Here is a 15,267-nt window from a genome sequence, read left to right on the forward strand (position 1 = left end):
GACCACCGTGGCCTGCAACGTCCCGAAGCCGAGGACGTTTCCAGAGCTCCGGGCACGCTCAGGTGCGCGGGGTCCAGCAGCCAGGCACGGCCTCCGAGAAGGGCGCATCGGCCGGCCTCGGATGAAGGCGCACCGCTCAGAGGCCGTCATGGTTGCTGCAGCGGCGGTGGCAGACGAGGCGGCGGGCGATGCGGCAGACGAACGAGCCCTCCGCCGCCGGGTTCGTCGCGGCGGCGGTCGCGTCGCTCGCCCGGCGCGCGGGAATCGACGCGGAGATGCCCGAACCGAGGCTCGGCCAGGTGTGTGGTGGCGTCCAGCGCGACGTGCGGATTCCCGGCACTCCCCTAACCGCTCGAGCCACCGTCGTCGCCTCTTGCGCACCGCCTCCTGAGACGACCTCTTAACTGATCGAGTCGAAATGAGGCGGTTACGGCTGAGGCAATGGTGTGCAGCGCACGATGCGAAATCCCACGTCGTCGATCCGGAAGGTCGGGTGGCTCCGCCGCCGCACCGACGCGCGGCAGCTCCAGTGCTCGTCGGCCCATCCGCCACCGCGGAGCACCCGGTAGGCCCCGTACACCTCGGCGTCGTAGACGTCCCAGCACCAGTCCCACACGTTGCCCAGCATGTCGTACAGGCCCCACGCATTGGGCTGCTTGCCGCCGACAGGGTGGATCCGCCCATCAGAATTGCCCTGGTACCAGGCGACCTCGTCGAGCTGTCCATACCGCGGGCCAGTAGTGCCCGCACGACAGGCGTGCTCCCATTCGGCCTCGGTCGGCAACCGGTACCCGTCTGCGGAGGTGTCCCATTCGGCCGTCTCGGCGTCGACGCACAGACGATACGCGGGCGTCAGCCCCTCACGCCGGGACAAGGCGTTACAGAACTCGACCGCGTCCCACCACGAAACACCCTCGACCGGCAGTCGCTCGCCCTGGGCGCTGCTCGGCCGCCGGCCGGTGATTCGTGCGTACCAGGCCTGCGTAACCGGGAACGCCGACATCTGGAACGGCGAGACCTCGACCGGCCAACTGCTCTGCGTCCGCCGGTCCGACAGCGTCACCTGCCCCAACGGGACCGCTACCATTTCGTTTCCAGCCCTCGCGTGCACAACGGGCCACCCTACCGGCGTCCGCCCAAAGCACTGTCGATCTCTCCGAACCGCGGTGGAGCGCAGTCGGCTTCCGGCACAGTGGAGGCACTTCCGGTCCGCGCAGTGGTGCCCGAAGAAGTGCTTGGCAACACCCCAGTGGCGCTCGCGACCGTCAGTCGTGACCGGCGACTGGCCGCGCTGAAGTGGTTCGCCGAGATGGACCGGAAGGTCGGGTCCGTCGCGGACCGGACGGTGTGACCAGTCGTTCTACGGTCCCGGGTCCTCCTGGGAACGAGGCGTGCGCGGCCGACGGGCGTTGGCCTCGGTAGCCACAGTGCGTCACCGAGGCCCGCGGTGGTGCCTACGGCGAAGGGCCTAGGGCTCGGCGGGACGGGAGGCGGGGCTGCCCGTCCGGCCGGACCGGGGCCTCCGGCGTGCGGCCGGGTTCGCGCGGTTCCCGCCCGTACCGGGCTGCGGCCGCGGCCGCACGGCCGTCCTGCGTGGTCTCACTGTTAGACACCGGGCGGTGGTCGTGCAGAGCAGAGATTCCTCCCCCTCTCCCGGCCGCCCCGTGTCTCGGCCGCAGACGCGCACACAGCTCCGGTGACGAGCCTTCCGGAACGCGCGCCCGCACAGGGGGCTCTGCCCGCCCCGGGCCAGGACCTCCCCCGCCGCGGCCACCTGTCCATGCATCGCTGCTCCGCCGTGACTTTCCTGACCCGGGTGGACAGCTCCCCGCCTTGTTCGGCGTCGTGCGCCTCAGGCCGCGTTCGGCGATGTGGCAAGGCTCCGCTTCACGTACCGGGTGGTCTCATCGGCGAGGATTTCGGGCAGGCCCGCCTCGATGCCGGACAGGGCCTGGGCGGCAACCTCGGCGGGGTCGACCTTCTGGCCGGTGGGGATGCCTGCGGCCATGTCGGTGTCCATGTACCCGACATACAGCCCCGAGACGGCGATGCCGCGGGGCGCCAGTTCCTCCCGGGCCGCGTCGGTCAGCGCCCAGGCGGCGGCTTTCGCCGCGGCGTAGGAGCCGAGGCCGGCGGGGTGCAGCCAGGACAGCACCGACAGCACGTTGAGCACGGCACCACCGCCGTTGCTGTCGATGACCGGGGCGAAGGCCCGGGTCACGGCGAGCGGCCCGAAGAAGTTCGTGTCCATCTCCAGACGCACCTCGCTCGGGCTGCCCGCGATCAGCGGAGCTCCGGTGGAGATTCCGGCGTTGTTCACCAGCAGCGTCGCGTCGGACGCGGTGCGGGCCGCGGCGCGGATCGACTCCTCGTCCGTCACGTCGAGCCGCAGCGGAGTGGCTCCAGGCAGGTCCACCGTCTCGGGACGTCGAGCCGCCGCGTACACAGTCGCTCCGCGTTCCATGAGCTGGGCGGCCAGGTGTCGTCCAAGCCCCCGGTTGGCGCCGGTGACCACCGCGACCGCGTTCTTCAGTTCCATACCCGCTCCCGGCGTTACGGCCGTCGGCGAGCAGCCGACGGTGTTTTCATTAGATTACTGCCATCATCTAAACACGGGTCTAGAATAGATGCCAGTCGACATCCGATCAGAGAGGTGGCCGATGGGTCGCGTATCGCGGGCGCAGGCCGAAGAGAACCGTCGGCGGGTCGTGGAAACCGCCTCCCGCCTGTTCCGGGAACAGGGGACGCACGCCAGCCTCACCGACATCATGAAGGCAGCCGGACTGACCCACGGCGGCTTCTACAAGCAGTTCGCCTCCAAAGAGGCGCTCGTCAACGAAGCCACCGCTCACGCCTTCGGCGAACTCGCCCGGCACCACGAAAACGGACTGGAGCAGCACGGCGGGCAGCGCGCGGCCGCTCAGCAGGCACTGATCGACACCTACCTCTCCCCCGAACACCGCGACAACCCGGCGGACGGGTGTGCGGTCGCCGCGCTCGTCACCGACATGGCGCGCGAAGTCGAAGACCAAGAGGCCCGCCGGATCTATACCGAAGGCGTGGGCGATTTCGCCGAGTGGCTCGCCACCGAGGATGAGGACGGCATCACCCGGCTGTGCACCATGCTCGGCGCACTTGTCCTGGCCCGAGCCACCAACGGGTCGCCGCTCTCCGAAAGGATCCTCACCACAGCGCGCGCGGCACTGTCAGCATCCGGTTGATCCGTGCCGCGCTGCCGGGCAGCTCGCCGAGGGACACTCTTCGCCGCGTCGCCGACAGCGCGGGCGGCCCCTCCCCCGGTCCCCCACGCACGACCGGATGGCGTGGCAAAGTGCACCCCGCCTGATTCAGGCCTGCGGGGCGTCGGTCTCACGATTGCTCACCCAGCGGAGCCGCCTGGAGTCCCCGCATGGTCGCCGCTGCGGTGACGAGAGTGAGGTGGGAGCACATGTCAGCTCCAACCGACTGTGGACCGTAGCGGCCACTCGTGCGGCACCCGGCCCGGAGAGGGGCCGGAGGAGGTATGGCGGAGGGGACCAGGATTTGAAGCTGCGTGGAGCGCGACAGGGCCCGACCGTGAGGCGAGCTCGCTCGTCCCCGACCAAAGACGCAGGGGCGCGATCCAGGCCCGGAAGTGGTTTTGTGATCGCCGCATCCTCGGCGACCCGTTGCCTACTTCGACGACGCCACGGTCATCGCCGGGGCTGGCGTCACCGTGGCGCGGCCGAGACGTATAGCTGGACCGCCCTGGCCGCGCCACAATTCGTCAGGGCCGGCAGTACGGCCGGACGCTGAGCAGCTCGGTCCGCAGCACGGGCGTGCCGTCGACGGGGTTCGGATCCTCCGCACTAGGTTCAATACCACCGGCAGCGATCTTGTCGAGCGTTTTCAGGCCGGTGGCACCGACGGTGCCGAACACCGTGTAGTTCGGCCGCAGCGCGGAATCGCCGTAGACGACGAAGAACTGCGAACCGTTCGTGTTCGGCCCGGCGTTGGCCATCGCCAGCAGGCCGCGCCCGTACAGGCGACGGACGCCGGTCGGATCGCTCGGTGCCGGCGGCAGGTCCACCGGCAGCTCGTCCTTGTACTTGTACCCGGGCCCACCTTCGCCGGTGCCGGTCGGATCGCCGCACTGCAGAACCTTCAGCGTCGGATACGCCGTCAGCCGATGGCACACCGTACGGTCGTAGAACCGGTGCTGCGCCAGATGCACGAAGCTCTGGGCCGTGCACGGCGCCTTCGCCCGGTCCAGGCGCAGCGGGAGGGGGCCTTGGCTGGTCCGGACAGCCACATCGACCGTGCCGTGACTGGGAGTGCGTCGCGGATCGCGCGGCAGGGGAACCGGCCGCGCCGCCGGCTCGTCCGGGGTCTGGGTGTACTGGCAAGGACCGTGCGTGGTTCGCGGAGGGGCATCGGAGGCGGAGGCGGTGGTGCTGCCCCCGGCCGCGACTAAGGCTGCCGCCGCCAATACGGTCATGAGAGCTCGGTTCATCCTGCACACCCTCCAGAAGATCGCCAGATTTCGGAGCGGTCGCAGTCTAGGCTGCGGGCTTGCGGGCGAGAACCCGCCCGCAAGCCACATCCGCCTCCCGGACCTCGGCCCCGCGGCAGCCGGCCACGTCGCTCCGGATGCGGCACAGCGCGAGTCGGTCGATCAGCGCGTCCACCCGGTGCACGACGGGCGAGCGGCTCCTGGTGCACGCAGAAACTCCCGGCGGATGCTGCCACGCGCAGGGTGCTGCCGCAGCGGCGCGAGGACATCATCGGCGCCCGCGGGACAGCCTCAGTCAGCGGACGGTTCGAGCATTGGCTCGAAGGCCGACTCGTCGTCCTCGGAAACGCTCGGGAGGAATCCGTCGGGGACGGTGCGGGCGGCGGTGATGAGCAGGCGGTCCAGGACTTCGCGATCGGTGGCCGGGGGAAGTCGCAGTGCGGCGAGGAGTCGGTCGCGGACGGCGGGATGGCCCGGGTGGTCGTCGAGGTAGTCGGCGTTGAGGGTCGGGGGCCGGAAACCGGCCAGGGCGTCGTGCCAGGCCGGTAGGACGATGACGAGGGTCAGGGCCTCGGCGAGAGACTCAGCAATGAGGGACGCCCGGCCCTCGGAGTCGGTGTAGAGGACGGGACGGGGACCGTCGGGGACGGCCGGGCCGCAGAGGTAGTGGGTGCCGCCCGCGTTGCAGCCTGCGATGGGCTCCACCGGGAGAGCGTTCGGCAGGGTTATCGATTCGATCGGGTCGGTGCGGGCGAGGTCGAACTCGCCGTCACAGGAGAGGAAGGAGGCTACTTCGGGGTGCGCGGAGATCCGTTGGAGTAGTGCGCTGTCCGAAAAGGCGGCCGGATTGAGGGCCCTGGCGACCGCGGGGGTGAGGGGGTGCCCGGCGAGGACGTGGCGGACGGCGTCGAGGGGCACGGGGCGTTCGTAGTAGTCCTCGAACCATGCCTGAACGGTCTCCGGCGAGCGGTTGGTGAGGAGGTGGAAGAGGAAGCCGGAGCCGTCCGGGTCTTCGTTGCCTGCGGGGAAGGCGATGGCCGAGCCGGTGCGCCAGACGGTGTCGTCGGTCGTCTGCCACAGGCAGGCGGTGACCCGAGGGGCATCGATGCCCTCGTCGTGGAAGGCGGGCTCGTCCAGGAGCGGGCGCAGCTCCGCGGGCACCTCGTCTATGACACCGGGCCAGACCTGTTCGTCGTCCGTGCCGTAGGGACTCATCTCCGACTCATGGTCGAAGCCGCGTATCAGTACGCCGGCCGGGGTGAATAGGACGGCGAAGTCGTCTCCGGAGCCGTTATCCATCAGGGCCGCTTCCACGCCAGGGCCCCACGTGGCGTCGAAGGTGTACTGGCAGAACTGCGGATCCTCACCGAGCGCCATGTCCAGGGCGGCCAGGGCACGCAGATGGGCACGCAGTCGGACGGGATCAGGGAGGAGGGCGGCGCTCTCGTGCACAGTACTCATGCCGCCATGAAAGCAGCCGCCTCTGACAATCCGACACGGACGCCCGGACCGCGTCGCCGCAGCAGGGGCAGGGACAGGGACATCGAGACGAGACGAGCATCGCCGTCGGTCAGATCGACCTCTGCGTGCGGCTTTGTACGCGGTGCAGGTGTCGACCACGGGCCGTGCAGGTCGCGTCGTGCATGCTGTGCTGCATGGCTACGATCCATCGCCGTCCCGACACGCTGATCGTCGGGACGCTTCTGGCGGTAGTCGGCGGGTTCTTGGACGCGTACACGTTCGTCCGGCACCACGTGTTCGCGAATCTGCAGTCGGGCAATGTGCTGCTGTTCTGCGTCGAGGTCACCGGCCGGCACTGGCACAGGGCGGTCTTGCTGCTCATCCCGGTCGTGGCTTTCAGCACCGGCGTGCTGCTGGTGGAGGTCCTCGGCCTGTCACGAGTGCAGCGGTATGTCGGCCGACCGCTGCGGCTTGTCGTCACACTGCAGATCGTCCTGCTGGCGCTGATCGCGGCACTGCCCGACAGCGTGCCCGAACAAGTGACGACGGTGACGGTGTCGTTCGTGGCGGCGTTGCAGTTCTCGACCTTCACCACACTCCGCGACGCCCCGTACACGACGCTGGCGGAGAGCGGCAATCTACAGAAGGGCATCGCCGCCACGCACCGGTGGCTGGCGGCTGGAGAACCGGCGGCTGCCCGGCGTGCAGGCCGGTACGCCGTGATCATCGGGTCGTTCGCGGCCGGCGCGATGACGGGCGCGGTGATGACCCGTCTGGTCGGCGCACCTGCGGTCGGCATGGCCGCCGGTCTGCTTACGGGCGTTCTCGCGCTGCTGATCCGGCAGACGCGGCAATTGCAGCGCGGGGAGGCGAGCACGGGGTCACCGCCACCGAGCCCACCGACCGCTCACTGATCCTCCATCGCGCGAACCACGACCTGGGCCGACGTACCGTTCAGCGGCGTAGGGCTGCCGTTCGTGCTCGTGTGTCGGTCCCAAGCCCGTGAACGGGGCACATCGCCGGCCAAGGCCCGGCGACCTTCGAAGTTCTCGATGACACCGGAAACTCGACGCGCTCCTGATGCCCGTCGGCGGCAGCGACACCGCGGCCAAGGCGCTGCGCCCCTGCACCCGCGTGATCGACCTGAAGCCCGGGGAGGGCGACGAGACCGAGCTCCCGCCGGCCAGTGGTGCGCGCGTCACGTATCGCGTGCCAGGCCGCCACGGCCAGCAGGTCGAAGCCGAGGGGCGACCGGCGTCGCTCACCGATTTCCCAGTGGGGCAGTGGATCGCCGACGCCAAGCGCTCCACCATCCGCTGAAACTGGAGCTGGCCCCTGCCGCCCGGGCGGCGGGGTTCACAGCAGAGTCGAAGGTGAGCAACGAGGGGCGAGCACCTGTGGCCGCCTCCCCCGTCGAGGGCTGCACCAGCCACACGTGCGATGCGCCGACGCGTTCCGCCCGCTCCCGGCCACGTGTGCGTCCCCACCCGCGCGCACAGTACGCGCGCTTCATCGGGATCGGGACGCCCAGGCACACCCCTGAGGAGGAGATGCCCGGTCGTCCCGTCCACGGTGCGACCGGCGGTCGGTGGCCAGCTGGTGTCAGTGTCCGCTGGACTCCTCGGGGCGCGCCTGGCGCGGCAGGAGGAAGGAGAGGAGGAAGGTCAGCGCGAGCATGCCGTCGACGATCCACAGCACCGTTTTCATGACCGACCCGAAACCGCCCTTGAAGGCCGAGGTCGCGGTGGCCTGCAGGGCCGCGGGTATCCGGGCACCGGCCTCGGGCGAGGTCACTGCGGACCGCGTGTCCTTCTCCAGACGCGCGCAGGAGGCCGGGGTGGCTGCGGGGTCCTTGGCCACGGCGCGGTCCGAGGCGCACTGGCGCAGGTCCGCCACGACACGATCCTGTGCGGCAGGCGCGACGTGGGCGGCGGCCAACTGCTCGCGCAGACCGTCCGAGCGGTGGTCGACGGCGGTGGCTATCCCGCCGCCCAAAAGGCCAAAGAACACGGTGCCGAGGATGGCCACGCCGAAGGCGCCTCCGAGCTGCTGCATCGCGGTCATCGTGCCGGACGCCGACCCCGTCTCGTGCTGTTCGACGCTGGCCAGCACGATGTCGAAGAACGGAGCCATGAGCAGGCCCATGCCGATGCCGGTGACGAGCAGGGACGGCAGCAGCTGCCAGGGCCCTACGCCGCTGCCCACCATGTCGAGGGTCAGCCACACACCGAAAACGCCGGCCGCCATGACGACGGTGCCCGCTTGAAGGACGGCACGTCCGAACCGTGCGACACCCTGGGCGATCCCGAACCCGACAATCATGCCGCCGGACCAGGGCACCATGACCAGACCTGCCTTGAGCGGCGAATAGCCGAGGCCTATCTGGGTGTAGAGGTTGAAGACCAGCATGAAGCCCTGCATGGTCGAGAAGAACACCAGTCCGAGGACCATCCCGCCACTGAACCCGCGCTTGCGGAAGAGGCTCGGGACGACCAGCGGGTCAAGGCCGGCGCTGCTGCGGCGCGACTCGTACCTGGCGAAGACCGCGAAGACGACGACGGAGGCGCCCATCATCGCGAAGGCCCACAGAGGCCAGTCGTACTCGCGGCCCTGGACCAGCGGAAAGATGATGAGCAGCGCGGCAAGCGATACGAGGAGCATGCCGGGGATGTCGAGGCGGGGCTTGCTCTCGGAGCGGCCTCGGGGCAGGTAGCGCACCGCGCCGAGGAAGGCCGCGGCGCCCAGCGGGAGGTTGATCAGGAAGATCATCCGCCAGCCGGTGCCGAAGTAGTCGGCGTCCACGAGCCAGCCCGCCAGGATCGGCCCGCACACCGCGGACAGTCCCATGACCGGACCGAACATGCCGAAGGCCTTCTGCGACTCCTTGGGCGGGAACATCTCCTTGATCATGCCGAGGCCCTGGGGCAGCATCACCGCGCCGAACAGGCCCTGCACGACGCGGGCGCCTATCAGCATCTCGGGCGACACGGACACCGCGCACAGCAGCGAGCCCACGGTGAAACCGGCGGCGCCCACAAGGAACATCGTGCGGCGTCCGTGGATGTCCCCGAGCCGGCCTCCGGTGACGAGCCCGACGGCCATCGACAGCGTGTACGCGGCGGCGAGCCACTGCAGGGTGGAGGCACCGCCGCCGAGATCGGCGCGCATGGAGGGACCGGCGATGTTCGTGACGACGGCGTCGAGGAGGTCCATCACCTCCGCCGCGAGGATCACGAAGAGAGCAGCCCAGCGCCACCGGTAGGGCGCGGGCGAGTCGGTGAGCGTCTCCGTGGACGCGACACCGGTGGTGGACATCGAGACTCCTCGCGAGGCGGTGCGCACTGCGGAGACGGTCCGCGAGGCGCGCAGGAACGGATGGACGGACCTAATGAACAGTGTTCACCGTAGCAGAACAGTGCTCGACGGGAGAACGCTGTTCATTAAGATATAGCGCAATCCGACGGCCCCGCACAAGATATATCGCGTCTTGGTGTGGAGGGGTTCAGACGTCGTCACTCACCGGCAGAGAACACTGTTCTCTCGTGTGCCTAGACTGGTCGCATGACAGACGCGGCAGCCGACAGCTCGACCACCCCACCGCCGTCTCCTTGGGAGCGCGAGCGCCCCGCCCGTGCTCACGCCGCTCCCACGCGCACACCGCTGTCCCGCGACCGCGTTGTCGAGGCGGCCTTCACCGTGCTGGATCGCCAGGGACTTGACGGACTGTCGATGCGTCAGGTGGCCGCCGAACTGGGCGTGACCGTCTCCGCCCTCTACGCTCACGTCAACTCCAAGGACGACCTCCTGGAGCTGATGTACGCACGTCTCTTCGATGGCTTCGAGATGCCCGCAGCAGATCCGGACCGGTGGCAGGAGCAGTTGCTGGACTACGCGCGGGCCGGCAGGCAGCGCCTGCTGTCCCATCGGGACATGGCCCGGATCTCCATGGCCCACGTCCCCTTCACCGCCGAACTGCTCCCGCATGTGGAGGGGTTGCTGGCCATATTCCGCACGGCGGGCCTGCCCGACCGCATCGCGGCGGAGGCGGGCGACCTCATCTCCACGTACATCGACGGATTCGTCCTGGAGGAGGGCATGTGGCAGGACCGCGCCGCCCAGCAGAGCGGTGACGCCTCTTCCCTGGCCCGTCCCGACTGGCGTGAGATGGCCGACGAGATGCAGAACTACTTTGCGGCCCTGCCCGAGGCCGACTTCCCGCACCTGCGCGCCCTGTCCGGACTCATGGTGACGGACTCTTCCGACGAGCGGTTCGACATCGGCCTGCAGATCATCCTGCGAGGCCTGGCGAGCTATCTACCGGACCGGACGAACCACGCGCACCCAGAGGACTGACCGTCTCCGCAGCCTCAGTCGGACGTCAGCGGAAGGCGTTGACGTCCGACAGCTGTACGGCTGAGGACTTCAGACGGTGCGTGACTACGACCTGAGCGGTGCCCGCCGACGCAGGGGCGCCTAAGCCAACGGTGACGGCGGCAACTGCGTCGAGGTAGCCGACGGAGTCCCCGGCGTTGTCCCCGTCCCGGACAGCCAGGTGGCCGACGGGTCCGTGGTCCTGGTCGGGCGCGCCACCTGGGTGGGGATCGTCAGGGGGATGGTGGGGTAAACCCCAAGGCGTTTCAGGTTGTTGCCCGGATGGGGCGCGCCCCTGAGATCCGCGAGGCTCGTCGTATGACACAGCGCACTCGCACCATCCGCAACGTCGCCATCGTCGGCGTCTCCACTGCCCTTCTCGCGGTCACCGCGCCCGTGACCGCCTCCGTGGCCGCGAGCCCTTCCGAGGGCCTCGCCTGGAGCACCTGCGGGGGCTCCGGCATCGACAGCCGTCAGCAGTGTGCCACCCTCCGCGTCCCCATGGACTACGCCGACCCCGACAGTCCGCTCATCGACATCGCCGTCTCACGCATCCCGAGCGAGAATCCCAAGACCCGGCGCGGTAGCCTGTTGCTGATCCCCGGCGGGCCGGGCGGCTCCAGCCTGAACGACCCTTCGGGAAAGGGACAGAAACTCCCCCAGGACGTCCTGGACACCTACGATCTGGTCGGCTTCGCCCCACGCGGGCTCGCCCCGTCCACGCCCGTCGACTGCGGGCTGGACCACGGCGATCTCGCCACCTCCAAGCTCCGCCCCTGGCCCGCCGCCGACGGCTCGGTGGACGGGAACATGGCCACCGCCCGCCGCATGGCCGACGCCTGTGCCGCGAACGGCGGCGAACTGATCCAGCACCTCAGCACCGCCAACGAGGCCCGCGACATCGACCGCCTCCGAGCCGCGCTCGGCGAGCGCAAGCTGTCAGCATGGGGCGTGTCGTACGGGACGTACGTCGGAGCGGTGTACGCGCAGCTGTTCCCGCACCGCACCGACCGCATCGTGTTGGACAGCAATGACAACCCCGACCCCGTCCGCGTCGCCCGCGCCTGGCTGGCCGGGCACGAGCAGGGCGTGGAGGACACCTTCCCCGACTTTGCCGCGTGGGCGTCGAAGCCCGGCAACCCGGACCGCGTCGCGAGCACGGCGGCTGACGTCCGGCCGTTGTTCCTGCGGCTGGCCGCCCGGCTCGACCGGGAGCCCCTCCCCTGGCCCGGCGCCAACCCGGAGGAGCTGCACGGCAACGTCCTGCGCCAGACCATGCTGGACAGCCTCTACTCCCCCAGCCGCTATCCCGCGCTGGCCAAGCTGATGCGGGCCGCGCAGCAGGGCACGGTGCCGCCGGCGCCCGCGGCGCCGCCCGAGACCGTCCTGCAGAACGTCGCCGCCGTTGGCGCCGGCACGCTGTGCAACGACGTCGCGTGGCCCACGTCGAAGGCCGTGTACGAAAGGGACGTCGCCGAGAGCCGCGCCAAGTACCCTCTCACCGCCGGCATGCCGCGCAACGCGATGCCGTGCGCCGCCTGGCCGTATGCGCCGCGTGAGGCGCCGGTGCGGATCACCGGCCGGGGGCCGTCCACCATCCTGCTCGTCCAGAACGAGCGGGACGTCGCCACCCCGCTCAGCGGCGCCCTGAAGCTCCGGGAGGCGCTCGGCCGGCGGGCGGTCATGGTGACGGTGAACTCCGTCGGGCACGACGCCTACCTCGCCAACGGCAACGCTTGCGGCGACCGCACGGTCTCCCGCTTCCTGGCGACGGGGCAGCGGCCGGGCATGGACACCTACTGCGCCTGACGGTCGGGAAGTCGGCTTCAAGGGCGGCTGGAAACGGAGGGTCGCCAACACATCGGCAGCTGGCCAGACCCACAGGTCCGGGCACTCTGCGTCCGTCGGGCGGCGGCTGCGTCAGGGCCTCAGGCTCGGGTGGGTTGACCCAAGTTCGCGACCGGTCAGGCCGACCGCTCTCCTGCTGACGCTGCGGACGATGCGATAGGCCAACTCCATCACTTCCAACGCCGCCGGACCCGAGTGGCTGGCTGCGTCCCTGTCAGTGGAGAATCCGGGGTTGTGAGTATGGGCATCTCGGGTTTCGAGCCAACCTTCCTCGTCGGGCTCGAAGCCGTCCGTGAGCGTCACGGACCACGGTTGGCGGAGCTGGGCGGGCGACGCCTGACCGGGTACATGCTCGTGCGCTTCGTTGAGGACGGGGATTGGTTCGCTGATTGCCCGGTGGTGTTGGACTTTGAGGGCGTGCGAGTCGAGATCTGCCACTGGAAGTTCGATGAGCTGTCGATCAGCTGGAACACCATCGACACCACCGCAGCGATCACCGGCTGGCGCTCGTCCGAGTTCACGCCGGTGTGGTCCAGAGCCGACGAACGGCTTGAGCCATTCGTCGGCCAGGAACTCCGCGAGACTTCCCTGCTTGAGTGGCTTCCGTCAGGCCAGGACCTGGCCGATGGCACCACCGCCGTGGAGTTCGCCTTCGATGCGGGCCGCTTCCGTATCGCCAACGGTCTCGACGAGAACAGCATCGAAGTCGGCGATCTTCATCCAGATTTCGTGCGGCATCAGCTGGGCTGATGAGGGTCGGCTGGGCACGTCGGCTTGATGTCGGCGAGCCTGTAGGTCACGGTCAGGACGAGGCAGGACAGGGCTCGCGCGACAGCGCCCATGTGCTGGTGGCCGCCGGCGGATCCGCACGGACCTCAGGACATGGTGCCCCGGCACACCGTCCCAGGGGCCGGGGTGCGGCCCGTGCGGAGGTAGTGGTCGATCCTCTCCGTGACGCAGCGGTTCTGCGGGTATGTGCCGTGGCCCTCTTCCTCGGCCGTCAGGAGCACGCCGACACCGTCACCCAGGGCGCGTGCCATGTGGCGGGCGCCGGAGTACGGCGTAATCGGGTCGCCGGTGCCGCCGACCACTAGGACGGGGGCCGCACCATCGGCGCTCACCTGGAGCGTTGCGCGCTCGCCGTCGAACGGCCAGTCGTAACAGAGGTAGACGCCCGTGGACCAGGCCGCGCCGAAAACAGGTGAGGCAGCTTTGATGCGAGCCTCGTCCCGGTCGAGGCGTTCGAAGCCAGGGCGGAGACTGGAGTCCGCGCAGGTGATCGCGGTCCGGGCGGCGCTGTTGCTGTCGTGCGGGGTCGCCGCGCGGTCGACCGAGCCGATGTCGTCCGCGCCCTTGCCCATCGGACGGCCGTCGTTGTGGTCGATCAGCGCGGTGAGGGCCTTGGCGAGCGGCGACCAGCCGTCCGTGCCGAGGACGAGATGGTCGCTGACGGCGTACGCGAGATCGTCGGCGTCGAGGTTCCGTCCGCCGCCGGCGGGGGCGGGCTTCTTCTGCAGGCGGTCGGCCAGGCGCGCCATGCGCCGCGCGGCCTCCTCGGGCCCGTCGCCGGTCGGGCAGTGGCGGATACGCGCCGCGCAGTACTCGGCGAACCGGTCGAACGCCGCCTGAACCGCCCGTACCTGCGACACCTGCTCCTCGTCGAGATCCTCGGTCGGATCGACCGAGGCTTCGAGGACGAGGCGTCCGACGTGCGACGGGTACAGGTGGGCGTAGACGGCGCCGAGCGCCGTTCCGTACGAGACGCCGAAGTAGTGCAGCCGCTCGTCGCCGAGGAGGTAGCGCAACAGGTCGAGGTCGCGCGCGGTGTGCGAGGTGCCGATGTACGGGAGGATCGCCCCGGAGTGCTTGGCGCAGGCGTCGGCCCCGTCGTAGCCGGTGTCGTCGGCGGTCTTACCGCAGCGCACCGGGATGGTCGCACCAACGCCGCGCGGGTCGAAGGAGACCAGGTCATAGCGGTCGAGGAGCGGCTGGTACTGGTTGAGTCGTTCGGGCAGCCCGCTCACGCCGGACACGCCAGGGCCACCGAAGTTGAGGACGAGCGAGCCGATGCGCCGGGCGTTCGGGCCGGTGGCCTTGCGGCGGATCAGGGCGACGTCGATCGTCCTGCCATCCGGCTTCCGGTAGTCGAGGGGGGCCTTCATGGTGGCGCAGTCGTAGCCCGTGCGTGCGGTGGGCGGCGAGGCGCAGCGGGACCAGTGGAGGTGCTGGCCGGTGGTGAGCGCGGTGGATAAACCGGGGGGCGGGTTGTGCGCGGTGAACTCCGTACGCGGCTCTGCACTCCGGCCGGGAGCGTCGTGCTGCAGCCAGGCGCCGACGGCCCCGATCGCGGCGAGGACGACCCCGGCGATGATCCACACACCGACCGAGAGGCCCGGTCTGCGGCTTCGTATCGGATGTGCGTCACTCATGGAAATCTCCGCGTCCCGCCCCTGGATGCCCGCCCCGCGCCCGCAGGCCCGTACCCGTGATCGTCTGATCGTCGAATGATTGGAGGGTACAAGGTGCCTGCGACAGTTCGGCTCTTGAGAGTGCCCAGAAGATGGACCGTCCCGTGCTCACGCGGCTCCTCGTGCGGGCCGGCCGGCCCGGCGTCTGCTGGACGCTCCTGCTGGACGTGCTGCGGGCGAGGCCGTCACCGAGGGCGTGCTGTGGCCGGGGCCGACGGCTCGCTCCCGCATGCGCCGCCCGGGAGCCTGGCTGCCGGATCTCAAGGACGCGGTCGAGCACTTCGGAGCGATGCAGGCTCCGGTTCACCGCTAGTTCGTGGTTGAAGGTGTTGGCGTCCTGGGCGCTGACCTGAGCGAACGTTCTGCTCGGCGCCGTTCACCGCGGTTCCCCGCTCGATCTGGTGCGCGTGTAGTGCGGCCCAGGATCGAGGAGACAGGATCCCCAGTGAGGGTGCCGATTCCGTAGGGTGTGCCGCTGTCAGGTGCTCTTCTGGGAGCGGAGCGCGAGCGAACTGGGCGCTGCGCTCGTCGCACGCGCCGAACACGTCGACTGCGATCATCGGCGATGATGTGATCATCGGCCCTGGAGTGCGCGTGTGGGAGCGGTCAACGGTCAACGCCGGTCCA

12 protein-coding genes and 1 pseudogene are annotated in these 15,267 nt (G+C 69.7%); 7 read left to right on the top strand and 6 right to left on the bottom strand.

The window, feature by feature from the left end; translation table 11 throughout:
• Positions 1 to 427 precede the first annotated feature (427 nt).
• On the bottom strand, positions 428 to 1,087 hold the full coding sequence (locus ACZ7JA_RS11865) for a formylglycine-generating enzyme family protein (protein ID WP_470807984.1): 660 nt from the start codon (positions 1,085 to 1,087) through the stop codon (positions 428 to 430).
• A 765-nt stretch (positions 1,088 to 1,852) separates the two neighbouring features.
• On the bottom strand, positions 1,853 to 2,539 hold the full coding sequence (locus ACZ7JA_RS11870) for an SDR family oxidoreductase (protein ID WP_470807985.1): 687 nt from the start codon (positions 2,537 to 2,539) through the stop codon (positions 1,853 to 1,855).
• Between the two features lie 121 nt (positions 2,540 to 2,660).
• Here ACZ7JA_RS11870 and ACZ7JA_RS11875 point away from each other — a divergent pair, with 121 nt between their 5' ends.
• Complete coding sequence (locus ACZ7JA_RS11875) at positions 2,661 to 3,221, top strand: TetR/AcrR family transcriptional regulator (protein WP_389305560.1); 561 nt, start codon at positions 2,661 to 2,663, stop codon at positions 3,219 to 3,221.
• 545 nt (positions 3,222 to 3,766) lie between these two features.
• Here ACZ7JA_RS11875 and ACZ7JA_RS11880 read toward each other — a convergent pair.
• Both ACZ7JA_RS11880 and ACZ7JA_RS11885 read right to left on the bottom strand, forming a co-directional pair.
• A complete protein-coding gene (locus ACZ7JA_RS11880) occupies positions 3,767 to 4,477 on the bottom strand; it encodes a peptidylprolyl isomerase (RefSeq protein WP_450743269.1) in 711 nt (236 codons plus the stop codon).
• Positions 4,478 to 4,783: 306 nt separating this feature from the next.
• Positions 4,784 to 5,953: a hypothetical protein gene (locus ACZ7JA_RS11885; protein WP_470807986.1), complete on the bottom strand. Its 1,170-nt coding sequence runs from the start codon at positions 5,951 to 5,953 to the stop codon at positions 4,784 to 4,786.
• A gap of 194 nt (positions 5,954 to 6,147) precedes the next feature.
• Between ACZ7JA_RS11885 and ACZ7JA_RS11890 the strand changes: the two genes are divergently transcribed.
• Together ACZ7JA_RS11890 and ACZ7JA_RS11895 are read left to right on the top strand one after the other, a co-directional pair.
• Positions 6,148 to 6,867 carry a YoaK family protein gene (locus ACZ7JA_RS11890; RefSeq protein ID WP_389305556.1) on the top strand — a complete coding sequence of 240 codons (720 nt, stop codon included), beginning with the start codon at positions 6,148 to 6,150 and terminating at the stop codon, positions 6,865 to 6,867.
• Between the two features lie 166 nt (positions 6,868 to 7,033).
• Complete coding sequence (locus ACZ7JA_RS11895; RefSeq protein ID WP_389305554.1) at positions 7,034 to 7,273, top strand: hypothetical protein; 240 nt, start codon at positions 7,034 to 7,036, stop codon at positions 7,271 to 7,273.
• A gap of 282 nt (positions 7,274 to 7,555) precedes the next feature.
• On the opposite strand, the gene ACZ7JA_RS11900 is transcribed toward ACZ7JA_RS11895, so the two are convergent.
• Positions 7,556 to 9,268 carry an MFS transporter gene (locus ACZ7JA_RS11900; RefSeq protein WP_470807987.1) on the bottom strand — a complete coding sequence of 571 codons (1,713 nt, stop codon included), beginning with the start codon at positions 9,266 to 9,268 and terminating at the stop codon, positions 7,556 to 7,558.
• Positions 9,269 to 9,514: 246 nt separating this feature from the next.
• Here ACZ7JA_RS11900 and ACZ7JA_RS11905 point away from each other — a divergent pair, with 246 nt between their 5' ends.
• The 4 genes and pseudogenes from ACZ7JA_RS11905 to ACZ7JA_RS11920 all read left to right on the top strand — a co-directional run bounded on the left by ACZ7JA_RS11905 (position 9,515) and on the right by ACZ7JA_RS11920 (position 12,922).
• Positions 9,515 to 10,306 (top strand): TetR/AcrR family transcriptional regulator, encoded by a 792-nt coding sequence (locus tag ACZ7JA_RS11905; protein ID WP_389305550.1) that lies wholly within the window; start codon positions 9,515 to 9,517, stop codon positions 10,304 to 10,306.
• Positions 10,307 to 10,445: 139 nt separating this feature from the next.
• A pseudogene (locus ACZ7JA_RS11910) lies at positions 10,446 to 10,577 on the top strand (DUF397 domain-containing protein); the annotation flags it as partial.
• A 65-nt stretch (positions 10,578 to 10,642) separates the two neighbouring features.
• Positions 10,643 to 12,133 carry an alpha/beta hydrolase gene (locus ACZ7JA_RS11915; RefSeq protein WP_470807988.1) on the top strand — a complete coding sequence of 497 codons (1,491 nt, stop codon included), beginning with the start codon at positions 10,643 to 10,645 and terminating at the stop codon, positions 12,131 to 12,133.
• A gap of 279 nt (positions 12,134 to 12,412) precedes the next feature.
• Positions 12,413 to 12,922: a hypothetical protein gene (locus tag ACZ7JA_RS11920; protein WP_351668576.1), complete on the top strand. Its 510-nt coding sequence runs from the start codon at positions 12,413 to 12,415 to the stop codon at positions 12,920 to 12,922.
• Positions 12,923 to 13,047: 125 nt separating this feature from the next.
• On the opposite strand, the gene ACZ7JA_RS11925 is transcribed toward ACZ7JA_RS11920, so the two are convergent.
• Positions 13,048 to 14,601, bottom strand: a complete 1,554-nt coding sequence (locus ACZ7JA_RS11925) for an alpha/beta hydrolase (RefSeq protein ID WP_470807989.1) — start codon at positions 14,599 to 14,601, stop codon at positions 13,048 to 13,050.
• Between the last annotated feature and the right edge of the window lie 666 nt (positions 14,602 to 15,267).

The organism is Streptomyces sp. NPDC038135 (genome assembly GCF_055601245.1).